The sequence below is a fragment of the Sporosarcina sp. P37 genome (genome assembly GCF_002109365.1).
In the GTDB taxonomy this organism is placed as follows: domain Bacteria; phylum Bacillota; class Bacilli; order Bacillales_A; family Planococcaceae; genus Sporosarcina.
Genome location: NZ_CP015349.1, coordinates 1,406,599 through 1,423,833, shown reverse-complemented (window position 1 = coordinate 1,423,833; position 17,235 = coordinate 1,406,599). Strand labels below are relative to the sequence as shown.

General features: G+C 42.9%; 15 protein-coding genes. 11 read left to right on the top strand and 4 right to left on the bottom strand.

Translation table 11 applies throughout. The features are described 5' to 3' along the window. Window positions 1–26: 26 nt before the first annotated feature. Entirely contained in the window at window positions 27–1,520 is a 1,494-nt protein-coding gene (locus SporoP37_RS07370) for an S-layer homology domain-containing protein (protein WP_085430639.1), read from the top strand. A gap of 154 nt (window positions 1,521–1,674) precedes the next feature. Here the strand turns inward: SporoP37_RS07370 and SporoP37_RS07365 are convergent, their stop codons facing one another. After that, window positions 1,675–3,009, bottom strand: coding sequence for an LLM class flavin-dependent oxidoreductase (locus SporoP37_RS07365; protein ID WP_198160058.1), 1,335 nt, complete (start codon window positions 3,007–3,009; stop codon window positions 1,675–1,677). A gap of 376 nt (window positions 3,010–3,385) precedes the next feature. Between SporoP37_RS07365 and SporoP37_RS07360 the strand changes: the two genes are divergently transcribed. From SporoP37_RS07360 to SporoP37_RS07335, 6 genes are all read left to right on the top strand, one after another. Next, on the top strand, window positions 3,386–4,150 hold the full coding sequence (locus SporoP37_RS07360) for a DeoR/GlpR family DNA-binding transcription regulator (RefSeq protein WP_232329827.1): 765 nt from the start codon (window positions 3,386–3,388) through the stop codon (window positions 4,148–4,150). Between the two features lie 8 nt (window positions 4,151–4,158). Continuing rightward, window positions 4,159–5,460, top strand: a complete 1,302-nt coding sequence (locus tag SporoP37_RS07355) for a four-carbon acid sugar kinase family protein (RefSeq protein ID WP_081243051.1) — start codon at window positions 4,159–4,161, stop codon at window positions 5,458–5,460. A 1-nt stretch (window position 5,461) separates the two neighbouring features. After that, complete coding sequence (pdxA, locus tag SporoP37_RS07350) at window positions 5,462–6,475, top strand: 4-hydroxythreonine-4-phosphate dehydrogenase PdxA (RefSeq protein WP_081243050.1); 1,014 nt, start codon at window positions 5,462–5,464, stop codon at window positions 6,473–6,475. A gap of 69 nt (window positions 6,476–6,544) precedes the next feature. Beyond that, window positions 6,545–7,918 carry a GntP family permease gene (locus SporoP37_RS07345; protein ID WP_081243049.1) on the top strand — a complete coding sequence of 458 codons (1,374 nt, stop codon included), beginning with the start codon at window positions 6,545–6,547 and terminating at the stop codon, window positions 7,916–7,918. A 354-nt stretch (window positions 7,919–8,272) separates the two neighbouring features. Next, window positions 8,273–9,253, top strand: a complete 981-nt coding sequence (locus SporoP37_RS07340; RefSeq protein ID WP_081243048.1) for an MBL fold metallo-hydrolase — start codon at window positions 8,273–8,275, stop codon at window positions 9,251–9,253. A gap of 85 nt (window positions 9,254–9,338) precedes the next feature. Further along, complete coding sequence (locus SporoP37_RS07335) at window positions 9,339–9,539, top strand: hypothetical protein (protein WP_081243047.1); 201 nt, start codon at window positions 9,339–9,341, stop codon at window positions 9,537–9,539. 98 nt (window positions 9,540–9,637) lie between these two features. On the opposite strand, the gene SporoP37_RS07330 is transcribed toward SporoP37_RS07335, so the two are convergent. The 3 genes from SporoP37_RS07330 to SporoP37_RS07320 form a co-directional block, all read right to left on the bottom strand. After that, window positions 9,638–11,557, bottom strand: a complete 1,920-nt coding sequence (locus SporoP37_RS07330) for a helix-turn-helix domain-containing protein (RefSeq protein ID WP_158233622.1) — start codon at window positions 11,555–11,557, stop codon at window positions 9,638–9,640. A 63-nt stretch (window positions 11,558–11,620) separates the two neighbouring features. Continuing rightward, entirely contained in the window at window positions 11,621–12,820 is a 1,200-nt protein-coding gene (locus SporoP37_RS07325) for an MFS transporter (protein WP_081243044.1), read from the bottom strand. A gap of 10 nt (window positions 12,821–12,830) precedes the next feature. Next, entirely contained in the window at window positions 12,831–13,250 is a 420-nt protein-coding gene (locus tag SporoP37_RS07320) for a MarR family winged helix-turn-helix transcriptional regulator (RefSeq protein ID WP_232329826.1), read from the bottom strand. Window positions 13,251–13,719: 469 nt separating this feature from the next. On the opposite strand from SporoP37_RS07320, the gene SporoP37_RS07315 reads away from it, so the two are divergent. The 4 genes from SporoP37_RS07315 (at window position 13,720) to SporoP37_RS07300 (ending at window position 17,228) form a co-directional block, all read left to right on the top strand. Continuing rightward, window positions 13,720–14,502, top strand: a complete 783-nt coding sequence (locus SporoP37_RS07315) for an enoyl-CoA hydratase/isomerase family protein (RefSeq protein WP_081243043.1) — start codon at window positions 13,720–13,722, stop codon at window positions 14,500–14,502. Between the two features lie 80 nt (window positions 14,503–14,582). After that, window positions 14,583–15,761, top strand: coding sequence for an acyl-CoA dehydrogenase family protein (locus SporoP37_RS07310; RefSeq protein ID WP_081243042.1), 1,179 nt, complete (start codon window positions 14,583–14,585; stop codon window positions 15,759–15,761). Window positions 15,762–15,817: 56 nt separating this feature from the next. Beyond that, a complete protein-coding gene (locus SporoP37_RS07305; protein WP_081243041.1) occupies window positions 15,818–16,729 on the top strand; it encodes an SDR family NAD(P)-dependent oxidoreductase in 912 nt (303 codons plus the stop codon). A 91-nt stretch (window positions 16,730–16,820) separates the two neighbouring features. After that, window positions 16,821–17,228, top strand: a complete 408-nt coding sequence (locus SporoP37_RS07300) for an FAS1-like dehydratase domain-containing protein (protein ID WP_081244782.1) — start codon at window positions 16,821–16,823, stop codon at window positions 17,226–17,228. Window positions 17,229–17,235: the final 7 nt, after the last annotated feature.

Below are 17,235 nucleotides of genomic sequence, written 5' to 3'. Positions count from 1 at the left end.
AGTTAGAGCAGAAGGGGAGAAATAACATGAAAAGAATACTTATGACCGTGCTCAGCGCATTGCTGATTGCATGCAGCTTGCCGCTATCAAGCGCGGCAGCAGACAAGCAGCTGTTCAAAGATGTACCGCCGGCAAAGCATTTCGCACAAGCGGTGAATGAGCTGGCAGAGCGTACTATTATCGGAGGATATCCGGATGGCACGTTCAAGCCAAGCCGTTCAATTACAAGAGGGCAGGCCGCGGCAATCATTGCGAAGATGATCAAGCTTGATATGGACAGTGTAAAGAATCCTCATTTTAAAGATGTGTCCACAGCGAACGGCTATTATAAAGCGATCGCTGCGATGGCGGAAAAAGGGATTATCGGCGGTTATGGGGACGGACGATACGGGCCGAATGATCCGATCAAACGAGGGCAGATGGCTTCCATTTTAGTGAAGGCGTTTGATTTGCCGCGTGACGGGGATATCAGCAATCCATTCAAGGACGTTGCGCCGAATACATCCCATGCGGCCAATATTATGATCATTTACAAGCTGGGCATTACAACAGGAACGACGCCTTCCACATTTAGCCCGAATGCGGCGATTACGAGAGGGCAAGCCGCGAAGATGATAAAAGCGACGGAAGATGCAAGACCGTCAAATGTCGTAACGCTTGAACCAAGTGATTTAGGATGGGAATTGATCCAGTCCATTACGGACAATGAAATGAATTCTGGATTATTCAAAGCGGTCTTGATTAAAGGAAAAGAAGGTTATACGAAAGATAAAGTGCAGCTGATTCCGTTGAAGGAAGGGATAGGGGCGATCGTTTTCCACGGAAGAGCTTCCAAAACTGCGGATTTGGAACATGACAAGAATTATGTGCATGTCAAAAAAGAAGACGGCGAGCTGAAACTGACGCTGGAAGAGACGGAGGATGTGCTGCCGACGATAGCACGGTTAAGTATGTTCGGCGGGTCAGGACAAGGCGATGATGTTCCGGGAGATGTACGGAATGTATCCCTGTCTGCGATGGACGGGAAGCTAATGAATGACAGCATGGCATTTAAAGTATGCGATAATTACTTCATCTGCATCGAGATTGACAACCCGGGCGAATATATTGCCGCAGTCCGCTTTGCGGACGGGAAGGAAGTTCGTTACGGAATCGAAGCCAAGGCCGCCGGAGACAAAATCTACTATACAATGCGCACGTTGAGGGAGCAGCCGACATTTTCATATGGAGAAAACGATAAATACACTATAGGAAAGTACAGCATCTCGCCTGAAAATTATGAACAGATTGCGGATGTGACGAGAGAGCCGGGCACAAATATGTTCCACTTCACCGGCAAAAAGGCAGGGAAATTTGAGATTACGTACGAGCACCCGATACACCTAGACAGATATTGTGAAGGCCCCAATGACACAGGTGAATGTTTTATGCCTGTGTATACAGGCATATTTATACATGTGACACAAATTGGGTCGATCATCAATGTATGGGGTTCGGCAGCAGCAGAGCCGGATCATTAAGAATAGTCAGTGACAATGAAATCAAAAACGGTTCCGATCATGTAAAAAATGATTAGAACCGTTTTTTGAAATGGCAGGTGAATACTGTAATCATTGAAAGTACTAATTAATTAACCCAGTGGCGGAGTACTTGTGTGAACATTTCATAAAGCTCTTACACAAGCGATGCATTACAGGACACATTGTGTTCTGCATAAGGCAACTCCAAGTTGTCCCGTAAGGTAGACCCTTCGTATTTTGTCCGGAAAATTCCGCGCTGCTGAAGGAGGGGAACTACTTTGTGAACAAATGCTTCCAGTTCGCTTGGCAAATTTGCGATGATCATGAAGCCGTCTGCTCCATTTTGTTTATACCACTCTTCAACTAGACTGGCGACTTGCTCCGGGGTTCCCATGAACGGCGTGCGCGGTGTGGCTTCTCTTAAGGCTACTTGGCGCAAGGTTAAGTTTTGCCTGCGTGCATCGGACTTAATACGATCTGTATCGCTTCTGAAACTATTTTTTCCGATCGATCCCAGTTCAGGGAAAGGTTCGTCCAATGGATATTGAGAAAAGTCATGGTGCTCAAACAGACGGCCTAAAAAAGCGAGTGCCTGCTCAATTGTCACCAGCCCGGCGAGTTCCTGGAATTTTCGTTCCGCTTCCTCTGCCGTATCTCCAATAATCGGACTGATTCCTTGCAGCACCATCACATCATCGGGATTACGCCCAACGGCAGCTGTTTGCTCTTTTACGTCTCTGTAATATTGCTGCGCTTCTTCTAAATCAGGCATAATGGCGAAAACTGCGTCTGCTTCTTGTGCGGAAAACGCAATGCCTGCTTTTGAAGAGCCCGCCTGAAAAATTACTGGCTGCCCTTGCGGCGAACGTCCGATATTTAACGGTCCCTGTACGGAAAAGAACTCGCCTTCATAATTCAATGTATGCAATTTATTTGAATCGAAAAATTGCCCGGTCTGTTTATTGCGGATAAATGCATCATCTTCCCAGGAATTCCATAAGCCTTTCATGACTTTGACGAACTCGGCGGCCATCCGGTAACGCGTGGCGTGATCTGGATGATCGGAAACTTCTTTGCTGAAATTTAATGCCGTCTTTTCTAGTCCTGACGTCACCGCATTCCATCCTGCGCGTCCGCCGCTCAGCATATCCAGTGAAGCAAACTGCCGTGCTGCAGAAAAAGGTTCGCTGTAAGTAGTCGATAACGTGCTGACTAATCCGATATTTGATGTCACCGCTGCCAGTGCAGACAGGATCGTCAGCGGTTCAAAACGATTTACATAATGTGGATTCGATTTTTCATTGATGTACAGAGCATCGGCGATGAAAACAAAATCAAATTTCCCGCGTTCTGACGTTTGGGCCTGCTGTTTATAAAATTCAAAGCTTACACTTGCATCTGATGGCATAGCAGGGTGCCGCCAGTCTGAAATCTTCTCCCCGACACCGTGGATCATCGTTCCTATTTTCAACTTCTTCCTCACATCCATCGCCCTCTCCCAAATCTTTTAAATGGTTATATCTCAACTATTCGTTATCTCAAATTATCCTGCGTGTCATGCCTGGTGTCAAGACAGTGTTTTATACACTCGTGTTCAGCGCAATGACTGTGCTTTTCTGACTTCATACAAACACTCCTGAGTAAGGCTAAAGGACAAGACGTTGACATTTATGCCAGCTCCGATTTCATATAAGACGCTGACTGATGTTAATCGATTGTTATATTATTTTTCAAAAATATATGTGAATACTCCGCTCATTGAAAGAACATAATAATAAATGATTGACTTATATGTTTGAAAGTAACATAATTATGTTTATAGAGAACAAATTATTGATGCTGATGAACATTGTGCGCAGGAGGTCATGGAATTGTCTCCAAAAGAACGAAGATCGAAAATAATGGAATCGCTTGCAACGGAAGGAAGAGTGGATATCATCCGGCTTTCCGAAGTGTTGAATGTAACGCCTATGACGATACGAAGGGATTTCGATGTGCTGGAGAAGCAGAACAAGCTGATTCGCACACATGGCGGCGCTGTTCCGTCACAAGCGCTGATTCACGAAAAGACGTTTGAACTAAAATCGAACATTTCTGTCCGGGAAAAGAAGATGATTGCAAAGCGCGCTGTCTCTTTTGTGACTGAAGGGATGACTGTGCTTATTGATTCAGGAACGACGACGCTTGAAATTGCACGGTTATTGAAAAATCACGAACATCTGACAGTGATTACGAATGATATTAAAATAGCAGCTGAGCTTATGGGCAGCAAATTAGAAGTAATTATTCTCGGCGGCCGTTTGCAGACGGAGACGGGGACACTGTACGGTTCGCTGACAGAAAACATTTTAAAATCAATTCATGTCGATCTGTTCTTTTTGGGTGCAAATGCAATCCACAGTTCGTTTGGGATTACTACACCTACAATTGATAAGTCTTCTCTGAAGCGGACGATGATCAGAACAGCCACGGAAACGATACTGGTCGCAGATTCAACAAAGTTTAATCAGAAAGCATTATCAAAAGTCTGTGATCTTGAAGATGTATCCACGATTATTACAGATGGGCAGTTATCTGAAGAACTGATGGAGAAATACGGCGAATTGGTGGAAATTATTATTGCAAAGTAGGTGAGTATATGAAGATCGGAATAATCGCAGATGATTTAACGGGTGCGAACGCTACAGGCGTCCGTCTTGCAGAAGTAGGATTTAAAAGCGCCACGATTATTTTTGGTGCTCAGGTGCCGAAATCGGATAAGTTCACATCGATTTGTGTAGATACAGACAGCAGGTATGTAGATGCTGCGGTTGCAAAAGAGCGGGTTCAAGATACGTTTAAGCAGCTTCGGTTGTGGGGAGCTGATGTAATCGCCAAGCGGATTGACAGTACGATCCGGGGCAATATAGGTTCTGAGATTGACGCATTGCTTACCAGTACCGGCGAAGAAAGCGTCGCTATTGTCGTGGCTTCTTATCCTGACTCAGGACGGGTAACGTCAGGCGGCTATTTGTTAGTGGAAGGCGTGCCGGTTCAAGAAACTGACGTAGCAAAAGATCCGATGAACCCAATCACTAAATCATTTGTGCCCGCAGTGATTGCAGAGCAGAGCCAGCATGAAATCGGACATATTGGGTTAGGCGATGTCTTACAGGGAAGAGCTAAAATTACTGCTTCTTTGACGGAGCAAATCAATGCCGGCAAGAGAATCATTGTCATCGACGCAGTGACGAATGAAGAAATCAGCAATATCGCCGAATCCATGGCAATGATGGAAGAGCGTACGTTATTCCCGGTGGATCCTGGCCCGCTGTCCGCAGCGTTTGCGCGTGTACTGGCCAGACGAAGCCTGTACGAGAACAGATATATTGTCACCGTGGGAAGTGTTACGAGTCTTACAGGGCGGCAATTGCGCTATTTAATGGATAAAACAAATTCTTCACCTGTTTACGTCGATGCCTCCCAATTGGCAACGATGACAGATAAATGGGACGCGGAAGTGAAGCGTGCAACGGATGAAGGGATCAAGAAGCTGAAAGATCAGGAAATATTAATCGTGACGACATTATCTCCAACCTCACAAATCCTGTCGCTGGCAGATATCGCAAGAGAAGAACACACGACTGAAGAAATGCTTGCGAAGCGTATTACGTCGGGTCTTGCGAAAGTAACACATACCATCGTACAAAATGGTGATATGAAAATCGATGGGACGTTTTCCAGTGGCGGTGATGTGACGGCAGCGTTATTTACCATTAGCGGTGCTGAAGCAATTCAGCTGGATGAAGAAGTAATACCGCTCGCTGCTTATGGAAAGTTCATCGGGGGGACGTTTGACGGGATCCCGGTAGTAACAAAAGGCGGCATGGTCGGTGAAAAGCAGTCGATCTATAAATGCCTGATTTATCTGCAGACAAAAAATGATGAAGGACGTGTGTAATATGACAAACGAACGTAAAATTATAGCAATTCCAATGGGTGACGCAGCAGGAATCGGCCCGGAAATTACCGTAAAGTCATTGGCGAAGCAAGAGATTTATGAAATGTGTAATCCGCTCGTCGTCGGCGATGCAGACGTGATTAAAAAAGCGATCGGCGTAACAGAAACCGGTTTAGAAGTGAACGTTGTTTCAGATCCGAAGGAAGGGAAATATGAATTCGGAACAGTAGACGTGTTAGATATGAACAATATTGATATCGATGCATTGGAGCCAGGAAAAGTTCAGGCGCAATGCGGACAAGCGGCATTTGAATTCATCAAGAAGTCAGTGGCACTTGCAATGGCAGACGAAGTGGCGGCAATCGCTACAACGCCTATCAATAAGGAATCATTAAAAGCAGCAAATGTTCCGTATATCGGTCACACGGAAATGCTGGAAGACTTGGGCGGAGCACCTGATCCATTAACGATGTTCCAAGTAAACGGCATGAGAATCTTCTTCTTGACGCGTCACGTGTCATTAAAAGATGCGATTTCTCAAATGACGAAAGAGCGTGTTCGTGATTACTTGAGCCGCTGTGATCAGGCATTGCAGCGTCTGGGTGTGGAAGATCGCAAGCTGGCAGTCGCTGGTCTGAATCCGCATAGTGGTGAAGGCGGTCTGTTCGGCATGGAGGAAGTAAACGAAATCGCACCGGGTGTCGAAGCAGCTAAAGCAGACGGCATTGATGCATACGGTCCCGTTCCGGCAGATTCTGTATTCTTCCAGGCACTGAATGGCAAATATGATGCAGTCCTTTCGCTTTATCATGACCAAGGGCATATTGCAGCGAAAATGACAGATTTCCACCGTACGATTTCTATCACGAATGGACTTCCGTTCCTGCGTACTTCTGTTGACCACGGAACAGCATTTGATATTGCGTGGAAAAACATTGCAGCAAGCGTGAGTATGGAAGAATGTATTAAACTGGCAGCTGAATATGCGCCGAAATTCACAAGAGAATCTCTATAATATAAACCGTTGAAAGAGGGGAAACCCTCTTTCAATAACTTTACTAAATCAGAAATTGGGGGGATACAGATGACACCCGAAATGCAAATGATTGTAGGACTCGTAGTCGGTGTAGCTGCATTAATATTTCTAGTGTTAAAAACGAAAATCCACGCATTTTTAGCTTTGATTATTGCTGCGTCGCTGACAGGCTTAATCGGCGGGATGAATCCGATCGAGGTTTCTTCTACTATATCTAAAGGTTTCGGAAGCACGCTTGGGTCTATCGGTATTGTTGTCGGATTTGGGGTAATGATTGGAAGAATTCTGGAAGTGTCAGGAGCTGCAGAACGTCTGGCGTATAGTCTGATCCGTGCTGTAGGGAAACGCAAAGAAGAATGGGCAATGGCGATTGCCGGATATATTGTCTCAATTCCTATATTCGTGGACTCCGCGTTTGTCATTTTAAACCCGCTTGTGAAAGCGTTGTCAAGAAAGACAGGGAAATCTGTCATCACTCTTGGTGTAGCGCTGGCCGTCGGTTTAGTTGCAACGCATCATGCGGTACCGCCGACACCGGGTCCGCTTGGCGTGGCAGGTATATTCGGCGTTGATATCGGTCTGATGATCGCTTGGGGTCTAGTATTCTCCATTCCCATTGTCATTTCTGGTGTGCTGTACGCTAAATGGGTAGGTAAACGAATTTATCAGATCCCGACAGAAGACGGTCTCGATTTTGAAAGACCTGATGAGCATATGGCCTATCAGGAACTTGTGCGTCTGACGGATGAACGGAATAAGGAGCTGCCTTCATTGTTCCGCTCTATGATTCCAATTTTATTGCCGATTGTTCTTATATTTTTAAATACAACATTCGTAGCCATGGATTTGACAGGCGGCTGGATTGACTATCTATTATTCTTAGGTCAGCCGATTATCGCGGTCGGTTTATCATTAGTCTCTGCCATCTATTTATTGGCAGGCCACTTAACGAGAGAAGAAGCACTTGGCCGTATGGAAGAAGGAATGGTGACGGCTGGTATTATCCTGCTTGTAACAGGAGCAGGCGGTGCGCTTGGACAAGTCCTTCGTGACAGCGGAGCGGGCGACTACATCGCACAGCAAGTGGCATTGCTTCCTTTGCCGGCGGTACTTGTTCCATTCTTCATCGCGACACTTGTTCGTTTAATCCAAGGAAGCGGAACAGTAGCAATGATTACAGCCGCATCCATTTCTGCACCGATTGTCGTAAATCTGGATGTTAACCTGGCTCTGGCTGCGCAAGCCGCTGCACTCGGTGCGATGATTTTCTCCTACTTCAATGACAGCATGTTCTGGGTTGTCAACCGGATGCTTGGCGTGAAGGAAGTGAAGGAGCAAGTCATGGTCTGGTCGATTCCAACGACCATTGCATGGGCAGTTTCATTAGTAAGTATTTTGATTGCTAATATGTTTGTAGGATAACCAGCGGCCGCAAGTATTTTGAATACAGTTTGCGGATGTTTTCCTGAACGAAAATAAAGAGGTCTTTCATTAAGTTATCGAACTTATGGAAGGCTTCTTTTTTGTTCGCTGTTATGTAATTTCGCGTGTATCATTGCATGATATGTAAAACTCTTATGAAATTATTGATGTGATTTGTATGTTTAATACATAGTTAAATATTCAAAATGCGATATTATTAGAAAGATACTCCAAGTAATTTGACTATTTTAAATTGTTTGACGCGACTTTATGAGTAAACGATAATGTGAAGAGGAATCCAGTGATGAAATTTCTTACGGTTATTCCGGCAAAGAATGAGAGGAGGAGAAGAAAGTGCTTTATGTAAAAATAGGACCGGTTGAAATTATGAGCGATAATGGAGGTCGTATTCCCTTATCCACTTCCTTGATTATCGCTGGAAATGAAGATTCTACTCTCATCGACTGCGGGTCAGGCACTAAAACGTTTGATTATATACAAAAAAATCATACAGTCCATACGATTTATTTGACACACCATCATATTGATCACGTGTGGGGAGCGCAATTGTTTCCGGACGCAGAAAAGCTGATTAACAAATATGATATAGAAAAAGTTACTGATTATCATGAACTCGCAAAATCAGAAGGTTTATATGCGGTATATGGAAAAGAAGGTGTAGATAAATGGATACAAGACCTTAAAGAAAAAACATACGGCAATACCGTTGTGGACCCCAAAATATTGCACGCTTCTGGAACGCATGAATACAACCAGGTGATTACTATGTCAGGGACAGACGTTATGTTTATTCATGCGCCCGGCCATACGCAGGGTTATTGCACGCCGTACGTCATGGATTATGGCATTTTACTGACCGGAGATATTGATCTGACTTCTTTCGGTCCGTATTACGGTGATGCAGAGAGTGATATCGATCAATTTATCCAATCAGCCAGAAAGACACTTGAGACAGATGCCAAATACTTTGTCACTTCGCATCATAAAGGAATCTTTTTACGTGAAGAGTATGAACGGGAATTAGAAAAATATCTATCCATCATCGAAAGAAAAGAAGAAAAAATTAAGCATCTGTTGAAAAATGGGTGTTCACCCGGTGATCTGATTCATCAAGAAGTTTTTTATTATAAAAATCAGTCTGCGCACAGTCCCGTGCGAAAGAAAACCGAGATCATCAGCATAGTTAAACATTTGAAACGGCTCATCGATCATGGGGAGCCTTTTGCAGATTACTTGGCAGATTTTATTCGAGCCAATAATTTACATGAAGAGTATCTGGAATACTCCAATGAACCGTGCAGGGGCAGATGTTAAAATCTAAGCAAATATAGGATGTACGGATGAATACAACTGTACGGGAAATGGCAATTACCTGATTCCGAGTATACAAAATGCGGGATTGGATCCGGCGAAGCTGGAAGATCTCAAAGAGTATGACACCAATCGGAATCAAACAAAAGCCAAGGCCTGGAAAGATATTTGGGGGGCAGGGCAGGGAGTTGGCTCAGTAAAGAACATTCAGCCCGTTGCCGATGTAATCAGTGAAATGAAAAAGGAATATGAACAGGCTGCAGTATCGCTGCTGGCGAAAAATAAGTAAAGCGGCAGTGAAATGCATACTAATATACTGTGTTTTGTGAAAAGATAGCGCCATGCAGGAAGTAACTGCATGGCGCTCCCTTTTTATCATGGGTAAAATTATGAAAAAGAATTGACTAACTGATGGATCGTTAAGGCTATTTGCAGATTTAATCGATTTTGTGCGTTAGACAGATCCAGCTGAATAATTTCTTCTACCCGTTCAATTCTGTATCGGAGTGTATTATAGTGAACGTGCAATTGTGTTGCAGATGCCTGATAGGCGGATTCGTTGTCTAAGAATACTTGTAGCGACAAGAGCAAGTCGGATTTATTCTGTCCTTCATAGTGAAGTAATTTACCTAAATATTTATCTTTAAATTCTATGATTGAAGCATAGTCAGCAGATTCAAATAGAAGACCGACAACACCGAGATCATTATAATATAAAACTCTTTTATTTCCTCCAATTAACTCTACAAATTGTGAGGCTCTTTTGGCTTCGTTATATCCAGTAGTATAGTCGGAAACTTCCGTAACAGCATTACTGACGCCTATTGAAATATCTACAGTGGGATAATGATCTTCAAAATAAGAAAAAATATTACTAGTCAGCTGATCTGTTTCCCCCACGGGTGCTATGATGATTAATTTTGTCCCATGGATGGTGCATAAATGCATTTTTGAAAAGCCGAGCTCATATTGAAGTTTCTCTGCAATCTGTGTGAGTCGCTTGGAGCCGATGTGTTCAGTATCCAAACGGTTTTTTGGATTCAGCATGATGACTTGACGGGGATGCTGAAAAGAAATTTTGAGATATCTGCCTCTTCTAATCAAATCTTCTTCAGTTTCCAAACCTAACAGTAAATCATGTACAAAATCGAGCCGCAGACGGTTTTCAACTTCCATACTGGTGTGTTCTTGAGTGAATTTTAAGGAAAGAATATTTTTCGCCTGTTCTATGGCGACCAAATCTAAGTGATCCCGTTCATTATAAACCTTAGGAATGAGTAAATACGCTGCGGCTTTCTCGTGAAGAAGAATGGGAATGAGGCTGTAAGAGTGCTCTTTGTTTACATGCAGCACCGCAGGCGACACATAAGGTTCTTTTTCTGAACAAAATGCATTACGCAGAAAAGGAAGGTCAAACACCTGCTCCAGTGGCAGCTTGCTGACAGATGGAGACATATGAACATCTATTACATCACCAAGCTCGCCTGTTAATAGTACGGGCTCACTCAGAAAAGCAGACAGCTTGGCGATGACTCCTGAATACCCTTCGTTAAAGGCTTCCTGAAAGAGTTCCTTGTGCATGCTGGATACACGCAGCTCATTTGCATATAATCTGGCATTATTTATGGCGATTGCAGTTTGATTGCAATATGTGCTCAAGACATCCAATAAAAAAGGGGATGAGTGATTAGGATAATCTTTGGCGATGATAAAAATGCCGATCAGCTCCTTATTGACAACGAGCGGTGCGCAAATTAATGAACGAATATTTTCTTTACGATGTAAAAGTGAAATGAGCGGATCATTCAAATTCTTTTCAAGTTCGACGTCAGGCAGCACATATATTTTTTCTGTTTGTATAACTGTACCGCAAATCCCGGCAGTTGCCGATTGCCTGAAATTCTGCAATACTTCGTCAGTAGAACCTGAAAGTGCTGTGACTTGTATCATTTTTTCACTGGCGTCAATTTGTGCGATCAATGCGATATTAGCCTTTGAAATAGTTCTGAGGCGGTCCGTGCTCAATTTTAAAATTTTATCAAGTGGTGCCAGGGAAGACACCTCGGTATTAATTTGCTGGATAATTTCCAATGTCTTCGTTGAGAATTTTAAGTCATGTTCCCGTTTCTTTGTGTCTTCTATAATGGACAGGCTCGTTTCTATCATTTCAAGTGAATTACCCGATAGTTTTGCGTGGATCATACTTCTGAATGTATTCCAAGTTTCGCTGTGATAGGGCTTTTCAGCAAGGGCAGATAGTTCATGCAAAATATCTTTATAGTCGGAAATGCCGTTGTATAACATCATTGAACACACTCCTTTGTTCACTGGGCAATTGCTTTCATTGATTGGATGCATTCACCGGAAAAGTCAAGATTGCACTGCGTGATGAAGAACCTTATCTTTTCTGCCGTGTAAGAAGTAATAAAGTGCAATGGACAAAAGTATAACGGAGACCATCAGTAAATAAACGCCGCGGTACCCTGTCAGCGTGACAAGAGATCCTGTTAAATAAGGGCCAAGTCCCAAGCCTAGATCAAAGAAGATGAAATAGGTAGATGTAGCAAGGCCCAAGCGGTGTACAGGCACTTTTTTTATGGCGATAGCTTGTGAAATCGACTGGAAGTTACCGTATCCTAACCCGATAAGCACGGCAGCCAATAGTATAGAAAAACCATGCTGCGCCTGACTGAACAGCAGCATCCCGATTGCATAAAGTATAAGACAAGGGTAGATAATAATATTAGCGCCCTTCAGATCCAGTATCCTCCCCGTGAAAGGTCTGGATATTAATATTACCGCGGCATAGATGATGAAAAAGATACTTCCAGACTTCACCAGTCCAATTTCTTCAGTGTAGAAAGAAATAAAGGACATAATGCCTGAATAGCTAAACCCTACAATCATTGCGACAAATGAAATGGGAATAGATGCAAATTCCAAATAGTTGCTGATGCCAGACCGTTTTTCATGATGCTCATCAGTTTTATGGGCAGTGCTTACTGCAGTCGTCTTCACCAGTAATGCAATCAGTAAACAGCTGCCTGCCAGAACTAGATTTAATGACAGGATGACATGGTAATTGCTGAACAATTGTAAAAAGAGAATACCCAGAAATGGACCGACGGCTGTTGCTAAAATAGAACTTAAACTATAGTAGCCGATACCTTCGCCCCGGCGGGAAACCGGAATGATTTGTGCAACAATCGTGCCTGTGGCAGTGCTGGCAATGCCTAAAGCGAATCCATGCACCAGCCGGGTTGTCAGTAATAACGGAACATTAATTGCAACGAAATACAGCGAGGTCGTAACGATAAAAGCGATCAGCCCAATGAACAGAATTTTCCTGCTGCCGATTGACTCAATGAACCTGCCTGTGATTAACCGCCCCATCAGTATGCCTATAATAAAAATACCTGAAATTAAACCGGCCAGACTGGTTGAAGCGTCAAGATTTTCGACCGCGTACGATGCGATCGTTGCAAGCAAAAGGAATAAAACTGTCGTCAATAATAAATTGATAACAGACACGATAATGAAGTTCTTAGTCCATAACTTTTCTTCCGCCATAACAATCCTCCTATTTTACTAAGTTGTTTTTTACTTTCTCCAATATGCGGCTGACTTCCATTTGTTCCTTGATACTGATTCCTTCCAAAGCATTCAGCTGAAATTGTTCAATAGTAATTTCAACGTCCGCAGACACTTGCCGGCCAAGTTCGGTCAATTGGATCTTTTTTTCACGTTTATCTTTTCCAGGAATCACTTCTACATAATGAAGTTCAATTAATTTTTGCACTGTCCGTGTAATGGTTGGCTTTTCAACATGCTGATAAGCTGCAATGTCAACGAGTGTGCGTGGTCCTGTGGAGATAATGTATTTCATTACAGCCCATTGTGCGGTAAACAGCTGATGCCTTCCCAAGCAGTCATTAGCTGCATTGATATAAGGACGATACATTGATCTGTATTGATGGAAGAATAGCTGATGTGGTGTCACGTAATGACTCTCCTTCAATAGTTAGTTAGTGAAAGTAACTATATAATATTACTAAATGAAAGTCCAGAAGTATTGTGCATAAAATCTGTAAGAAAGTTCCCGTGTTCCAGAATATTTTTTTCTGAAAGAACACAAGAATAAATATTATTTTTCATTGGTGAAAAATGAATAAGTTATAAAAATGCTTATTTAACAACGTTTTGAAAGCAATATTAACTTAATTCTTTGTTTTCTGAATACTATTGACAATTACTTTTTTTGCATGTAAAATGATGTTCAGAAGTTAAGAAAGATGTTTACATGTTCTGAAGACTAACTTTAGATGCTGTTGATTAACTATCGGTAATTTTCCTTTACTAGTAAAGAAATTACAGACGCCAGCCCTTTAGAACATTACTCTCCTTTCTTCAGCAAAACTTATTGAAATAGAATGATCGTACAATTTTGGAAATGGGCGAGGTGAATATGAATGGCATATGAAAAATATGAAGCTATTAGTGTACATGTCGAGAATGGCGTTTGCACAGTGACATTAAACAGACCGGAAATTAAAAATGCTCTTGTGCAAGAAATGCGGGACGAGCTGATGGAGTTCTTTTCTGTGGTCGGAAGTGATGACGACGTAAAGACGATTGTCTTAACTGGAAAAGAAAGCGTTTTCTCGGCCGGCGGGGATTTAAAAGCTTTACAGAATTTAAATTCGACACAAGTAAGAAACCGGCTAAAAACGAGTCAGGGACTGATCAGGTCCATTCTAAACTTGGAAAAACCGGTTATTGCAGTAGTGAATGGTGTTGCAACCGGAGCGGGCTTTAGTCTGGCGGTGGCATGCGATATCATCTACGCAGCTAAATCTGCAGTATTTATTCAAGGGTTTATAAAAATTGGTGTTGTGCCAGACATGGGATCTCTGTACTTCCTTCCGCGTCTGATCGGCCGTCATCGCGCAATGGAAATGATGCTGCTGGGTGAAAAAGTGCAGGCTGAACAAATGCAGAAGTTAGGCGTTGTGAATGCAGTGCATGAAGATGACAGCGTTCTGGATGAGGCGTTAATTACAGCCCGAAAATTGGCTGCAAGCCCCAGATTAGCAATGGGTCTTACGAAAAGACTGACGAACAGCAGTGTGTTATCTGATATTGAAGACACATTTGAGCTGGAAGCTTTCGCGCAAGGTATGTGTTTTGAATCAGATGATTTTAAAGAAGGCGTGCAGTCGTTCTTTGAAAAGAGAAAACCTGTATTTAAGTAATTGATGGCTAGGCACTTATATAGATAAAACATAGTGAAAGTAAAATTGTAGGTAAAAAATACATTAGTGGAGATGATGAAATGAGCACAGTATCCATGACGAAAAGCGGAAAGGCTAAGCGCCCGTTTTTCACTACGGAGCATGAAATGTTCCGTGAAACATTACAGAAATACCTTGAGAGAGAAGCGGTGCCGCACTATGATCAATGGGAAAAAGATCGTCTCGTTCCGCGTTCGTTCTGGGAGGGACTTGGAGAAAATGGTTTCTTATGCCCTGAGGTTGGAGAGGAATACGGCGGGCTGGGTCTGGACTTCGGATTCTCTAGTATTCTAGGAGAAGAGTTATCGAGAGTCGGTGCCGGAATTCTTGGAGTATCTACACATAGTAATATTGTTGTTCCGTACATCGATTCATTTGGAAGTGAGCAGCAAAGGAAAAAATTCTTGCCGAAGTTTGTTACAGGGGAAAGCATTGCGGCCATCGCGATGACTGAGCCGGGAACAGGTTCAGACTTGGCTAACATCAAAACGACGGCAGTAAGAGACGGCGATCATTATATCCTAAATGGTGAAAAAACGTTTATTACGAATGGTATTCATGCGGACGTAGTCATAGTGGCCTGTAAAACAGATACAAAAATCAAGCCTGCTCACCGCGGTATAAGCTTATTAATCGTTGAGAGAGGTATGCCAGGATTCTCACGCGGGAAAAAGCTGGATAAAATCGGAATGCACAGCCAGGACACTTCGGAATTGATTTTTGAAGATGTGCGCGTGCCGGTTGAAAATCTGCTTGGTGAAGAAGGCAGAGGATTTTCATACTTAATGCAAAAACTGCAGCAGGAGAGAATTGTATCTGCGAACAATGCGCTGGTGGCTGCAGAAGATATGCTTGAGTTAACTATTGACTATGTGACAAAGCGCGAAGCTTTTGGAGCACCGCTCAGCAAACTTCAAAATACCCAATTTAAAATTGCGGAGATTGCAACGCAAGTGCAGATTGGCAGAACCTTCATAGATACTTTGATTGTCAAACAAATCAATGAAGAAGAAATGGTGACAGAAGTATCCATGGCGAAGTGGTGGATCACAGATATGGCGAAACGAATTTCAGGAGAATGTATGCAGCTCCATGGTGGATATGGCTATATGGAAGAGTATAAGATTGCCAGACGTTATCGCGACATTCCGATTACAACGGTCTATGCAGGAAGTAATGAAATTATGAAAGTGATTATTGCAAAACAATTAGGTTTGTAATGATATGTGAAATGAAAGGGCTTACAAATAAAAAATAGAAGAGAGAAGGGTTTTATATGACAAATTTAACAGGCAAAGTAGCAATCGTAACAGGATCAGGAAGAGGAATTGGGCGTGACATCGCACTGCTGCTTGCAAAAGAAGGAGCAAGTGTAGTCGTCAACGATTTAGGTGCAAGTTCTGTCGGTGAAGGTGAAGATTCCAAAGTAGCTGATGAGGTAGTAAAAGAAATTACTGATGCGGGCGGAAAAGCAGTTGCAAACTATGATTCCGTAGCAGAATACGATAGCGCAAATAATATTGTTCAGACAGCTCTTGATGCGTTTGGACGAATCGATATTGTTGTAAATAATGCCGGAATTTTAAGAGACCGTATGGTGTTTAAAATGAGCGAAAGTGAATGGGATTCTGTCCTTCAAGTTCACTTAAAAGGCTGCTTCAACATGATCAGTGCAGCTTCTACTCACTTTAAAGAGCAGAAAAGCGGACGTTTTATCAACTTCACTTCAACTTCAGGATTGATCGGTAATATCGGGCAGTCAAACTATGCTGCTGCGAAGCTGGGGATTGTTGGTCTGTCTAAAGTAACAGCGCTGGATATGGCTAGATATAATGTAACTTCTAACTGTATTTCACCATTTGCATGGAGCCGCCTGATTGGAACTATTCCGACAGATACAGAGGCAGAAGAGGCACGTGTTAAGAAATTAAAGCAATTGTCACCTGCTCATATCGCGCCGCTTGTAGCATTCTTAGCTTCAGAAGATGCGTCAGACGTTTCGGGTCAAATTTTCGGTGTCAGAGGAAAAGAAATTATGGTATTCTCGCAGCCGCGTCCGGTGCGCTCTGTTTATAATGCTGAAGGATGGTCAGTTGAAAGCCTGAGTGACATCAAAGGCGCTCTTCAGTCAAGCTTCACTCCTTTAGAAGTCAGTTCAGATGTATTCCCGTACGAGCCGCTCGTTTAATGATGTGTGATTTTTAAATATATATTTTATGCTTTGCTAGATAAATTGAATGAATATCACTGTGAGAGAGGAGAGATTTGATTTGAACGATGTGGCGTCTAACTTGGAACGATTGAAAAGTATTAAACTGGAATCGTATACGTATACCATTGAAAAAGCGAAGATTCGGGAACTTGCAATTGCGATTGGGGATCAGCGGGACAGTTATCTAAACGGGGAGGCATTACCACCGACTTTTGCCGCGGTAGTTGAATATTGGGGCGGTCAGTCATCTGCTTCAGCACTTCTTGGCTTGGATGTTGCCAGAGTGCTGCATGGCGAGCAGGAATATGAATATGTAGGTGAAATGAATCCTGGGGATGAAATCACAGTTAACGCCATTATTGAAGATGCGTATTCAAAAGCAGCGATGACTTTTATTGTTATGAAGAAAGAATTTGTTAATCAGCATGGTGAATTAGTGTTAATTAGCCGGGCGACTATTATTGAAAAGCACTAGGAGGGAA

Bases quoted from the DNA above. Each gene is read 5' to 3' on its own strand.
- SporoP37_RS07360 (WP_232329827.1), top strand. From the start codon at position 3,386: ATGGAATTGTCTCCAAAAGAACGAAGATCGAAAATAATGGAATCGCTT.
- SporoP37_RS07370 (WP_085430639.1), top strand. From the start codon at position 27: ATGAAAAGAATACTTATGACCGTGCTCAGCGCATTGCTGATTGCATGC.
- pdxA (WP_081243050.1), top strand. From the start codon at position 5,462: ATGACAAACGAACGTAAAATTATAGCAATTCCAATGGGTGACGCAGCA.
- SporoP37_RS07325 (WP_081243044.1), bottom strand. From the start codon at position 12,820: ATGGCGGAAGAAAAGTTATGGACTAAGAACTTCATTATCGTGTCTGTT.
- SporoP37_RS07355 (WP_081243051.1), top strand. From the start codon at position 4,159: ATGAAGATCGGAATAATCGCAGATGATTTAACGGGTGCGAACGCTACA.
- SporoP37_RS07305 (WP_081243041.1), top strand. From the start codon at position 15,818: ATGACAAATTTAACAGGCAAAGTAGCAATCGTAACAGGATCAGGAAGA.
- SporoP37_RS07345 (WP_081243049.1), top strand. From the start codon at position 6,545: ATGACACCCGAAATGCAAATGATTGTAGGACTCGTAGTCGGTGTAGCT.
- SporoP37_RS07315 (WP_081243043.1), top strand. From the start codon at position 13,720: ATGGCATATGAAAAATATGAAGCTATTAGTGTACATGTCGAGAATGGC.
- SporoP37_RS07365 (WP_198160058.1), bottom strand. From the start codon at position 3,009: ATGGATGTGAGGAAGAAGTTGAAAATAGGAACGATGATCCACGGTGTC.
- SporoP37_RS07310 (WP_081243042.1), top strand. From the start codon at position 14,583: ATGAGCACAGTATCCATGACGAAAAGCGGAAAGGCTAAGCGCCCGTTT.
- SporoP37_RS07330 (WP_158233622.1), bottom strand. From the start codon at position 11,557: ATGATGTTATACAACGGCATTTCCGACTATAAAGATATTTTGCATGAA.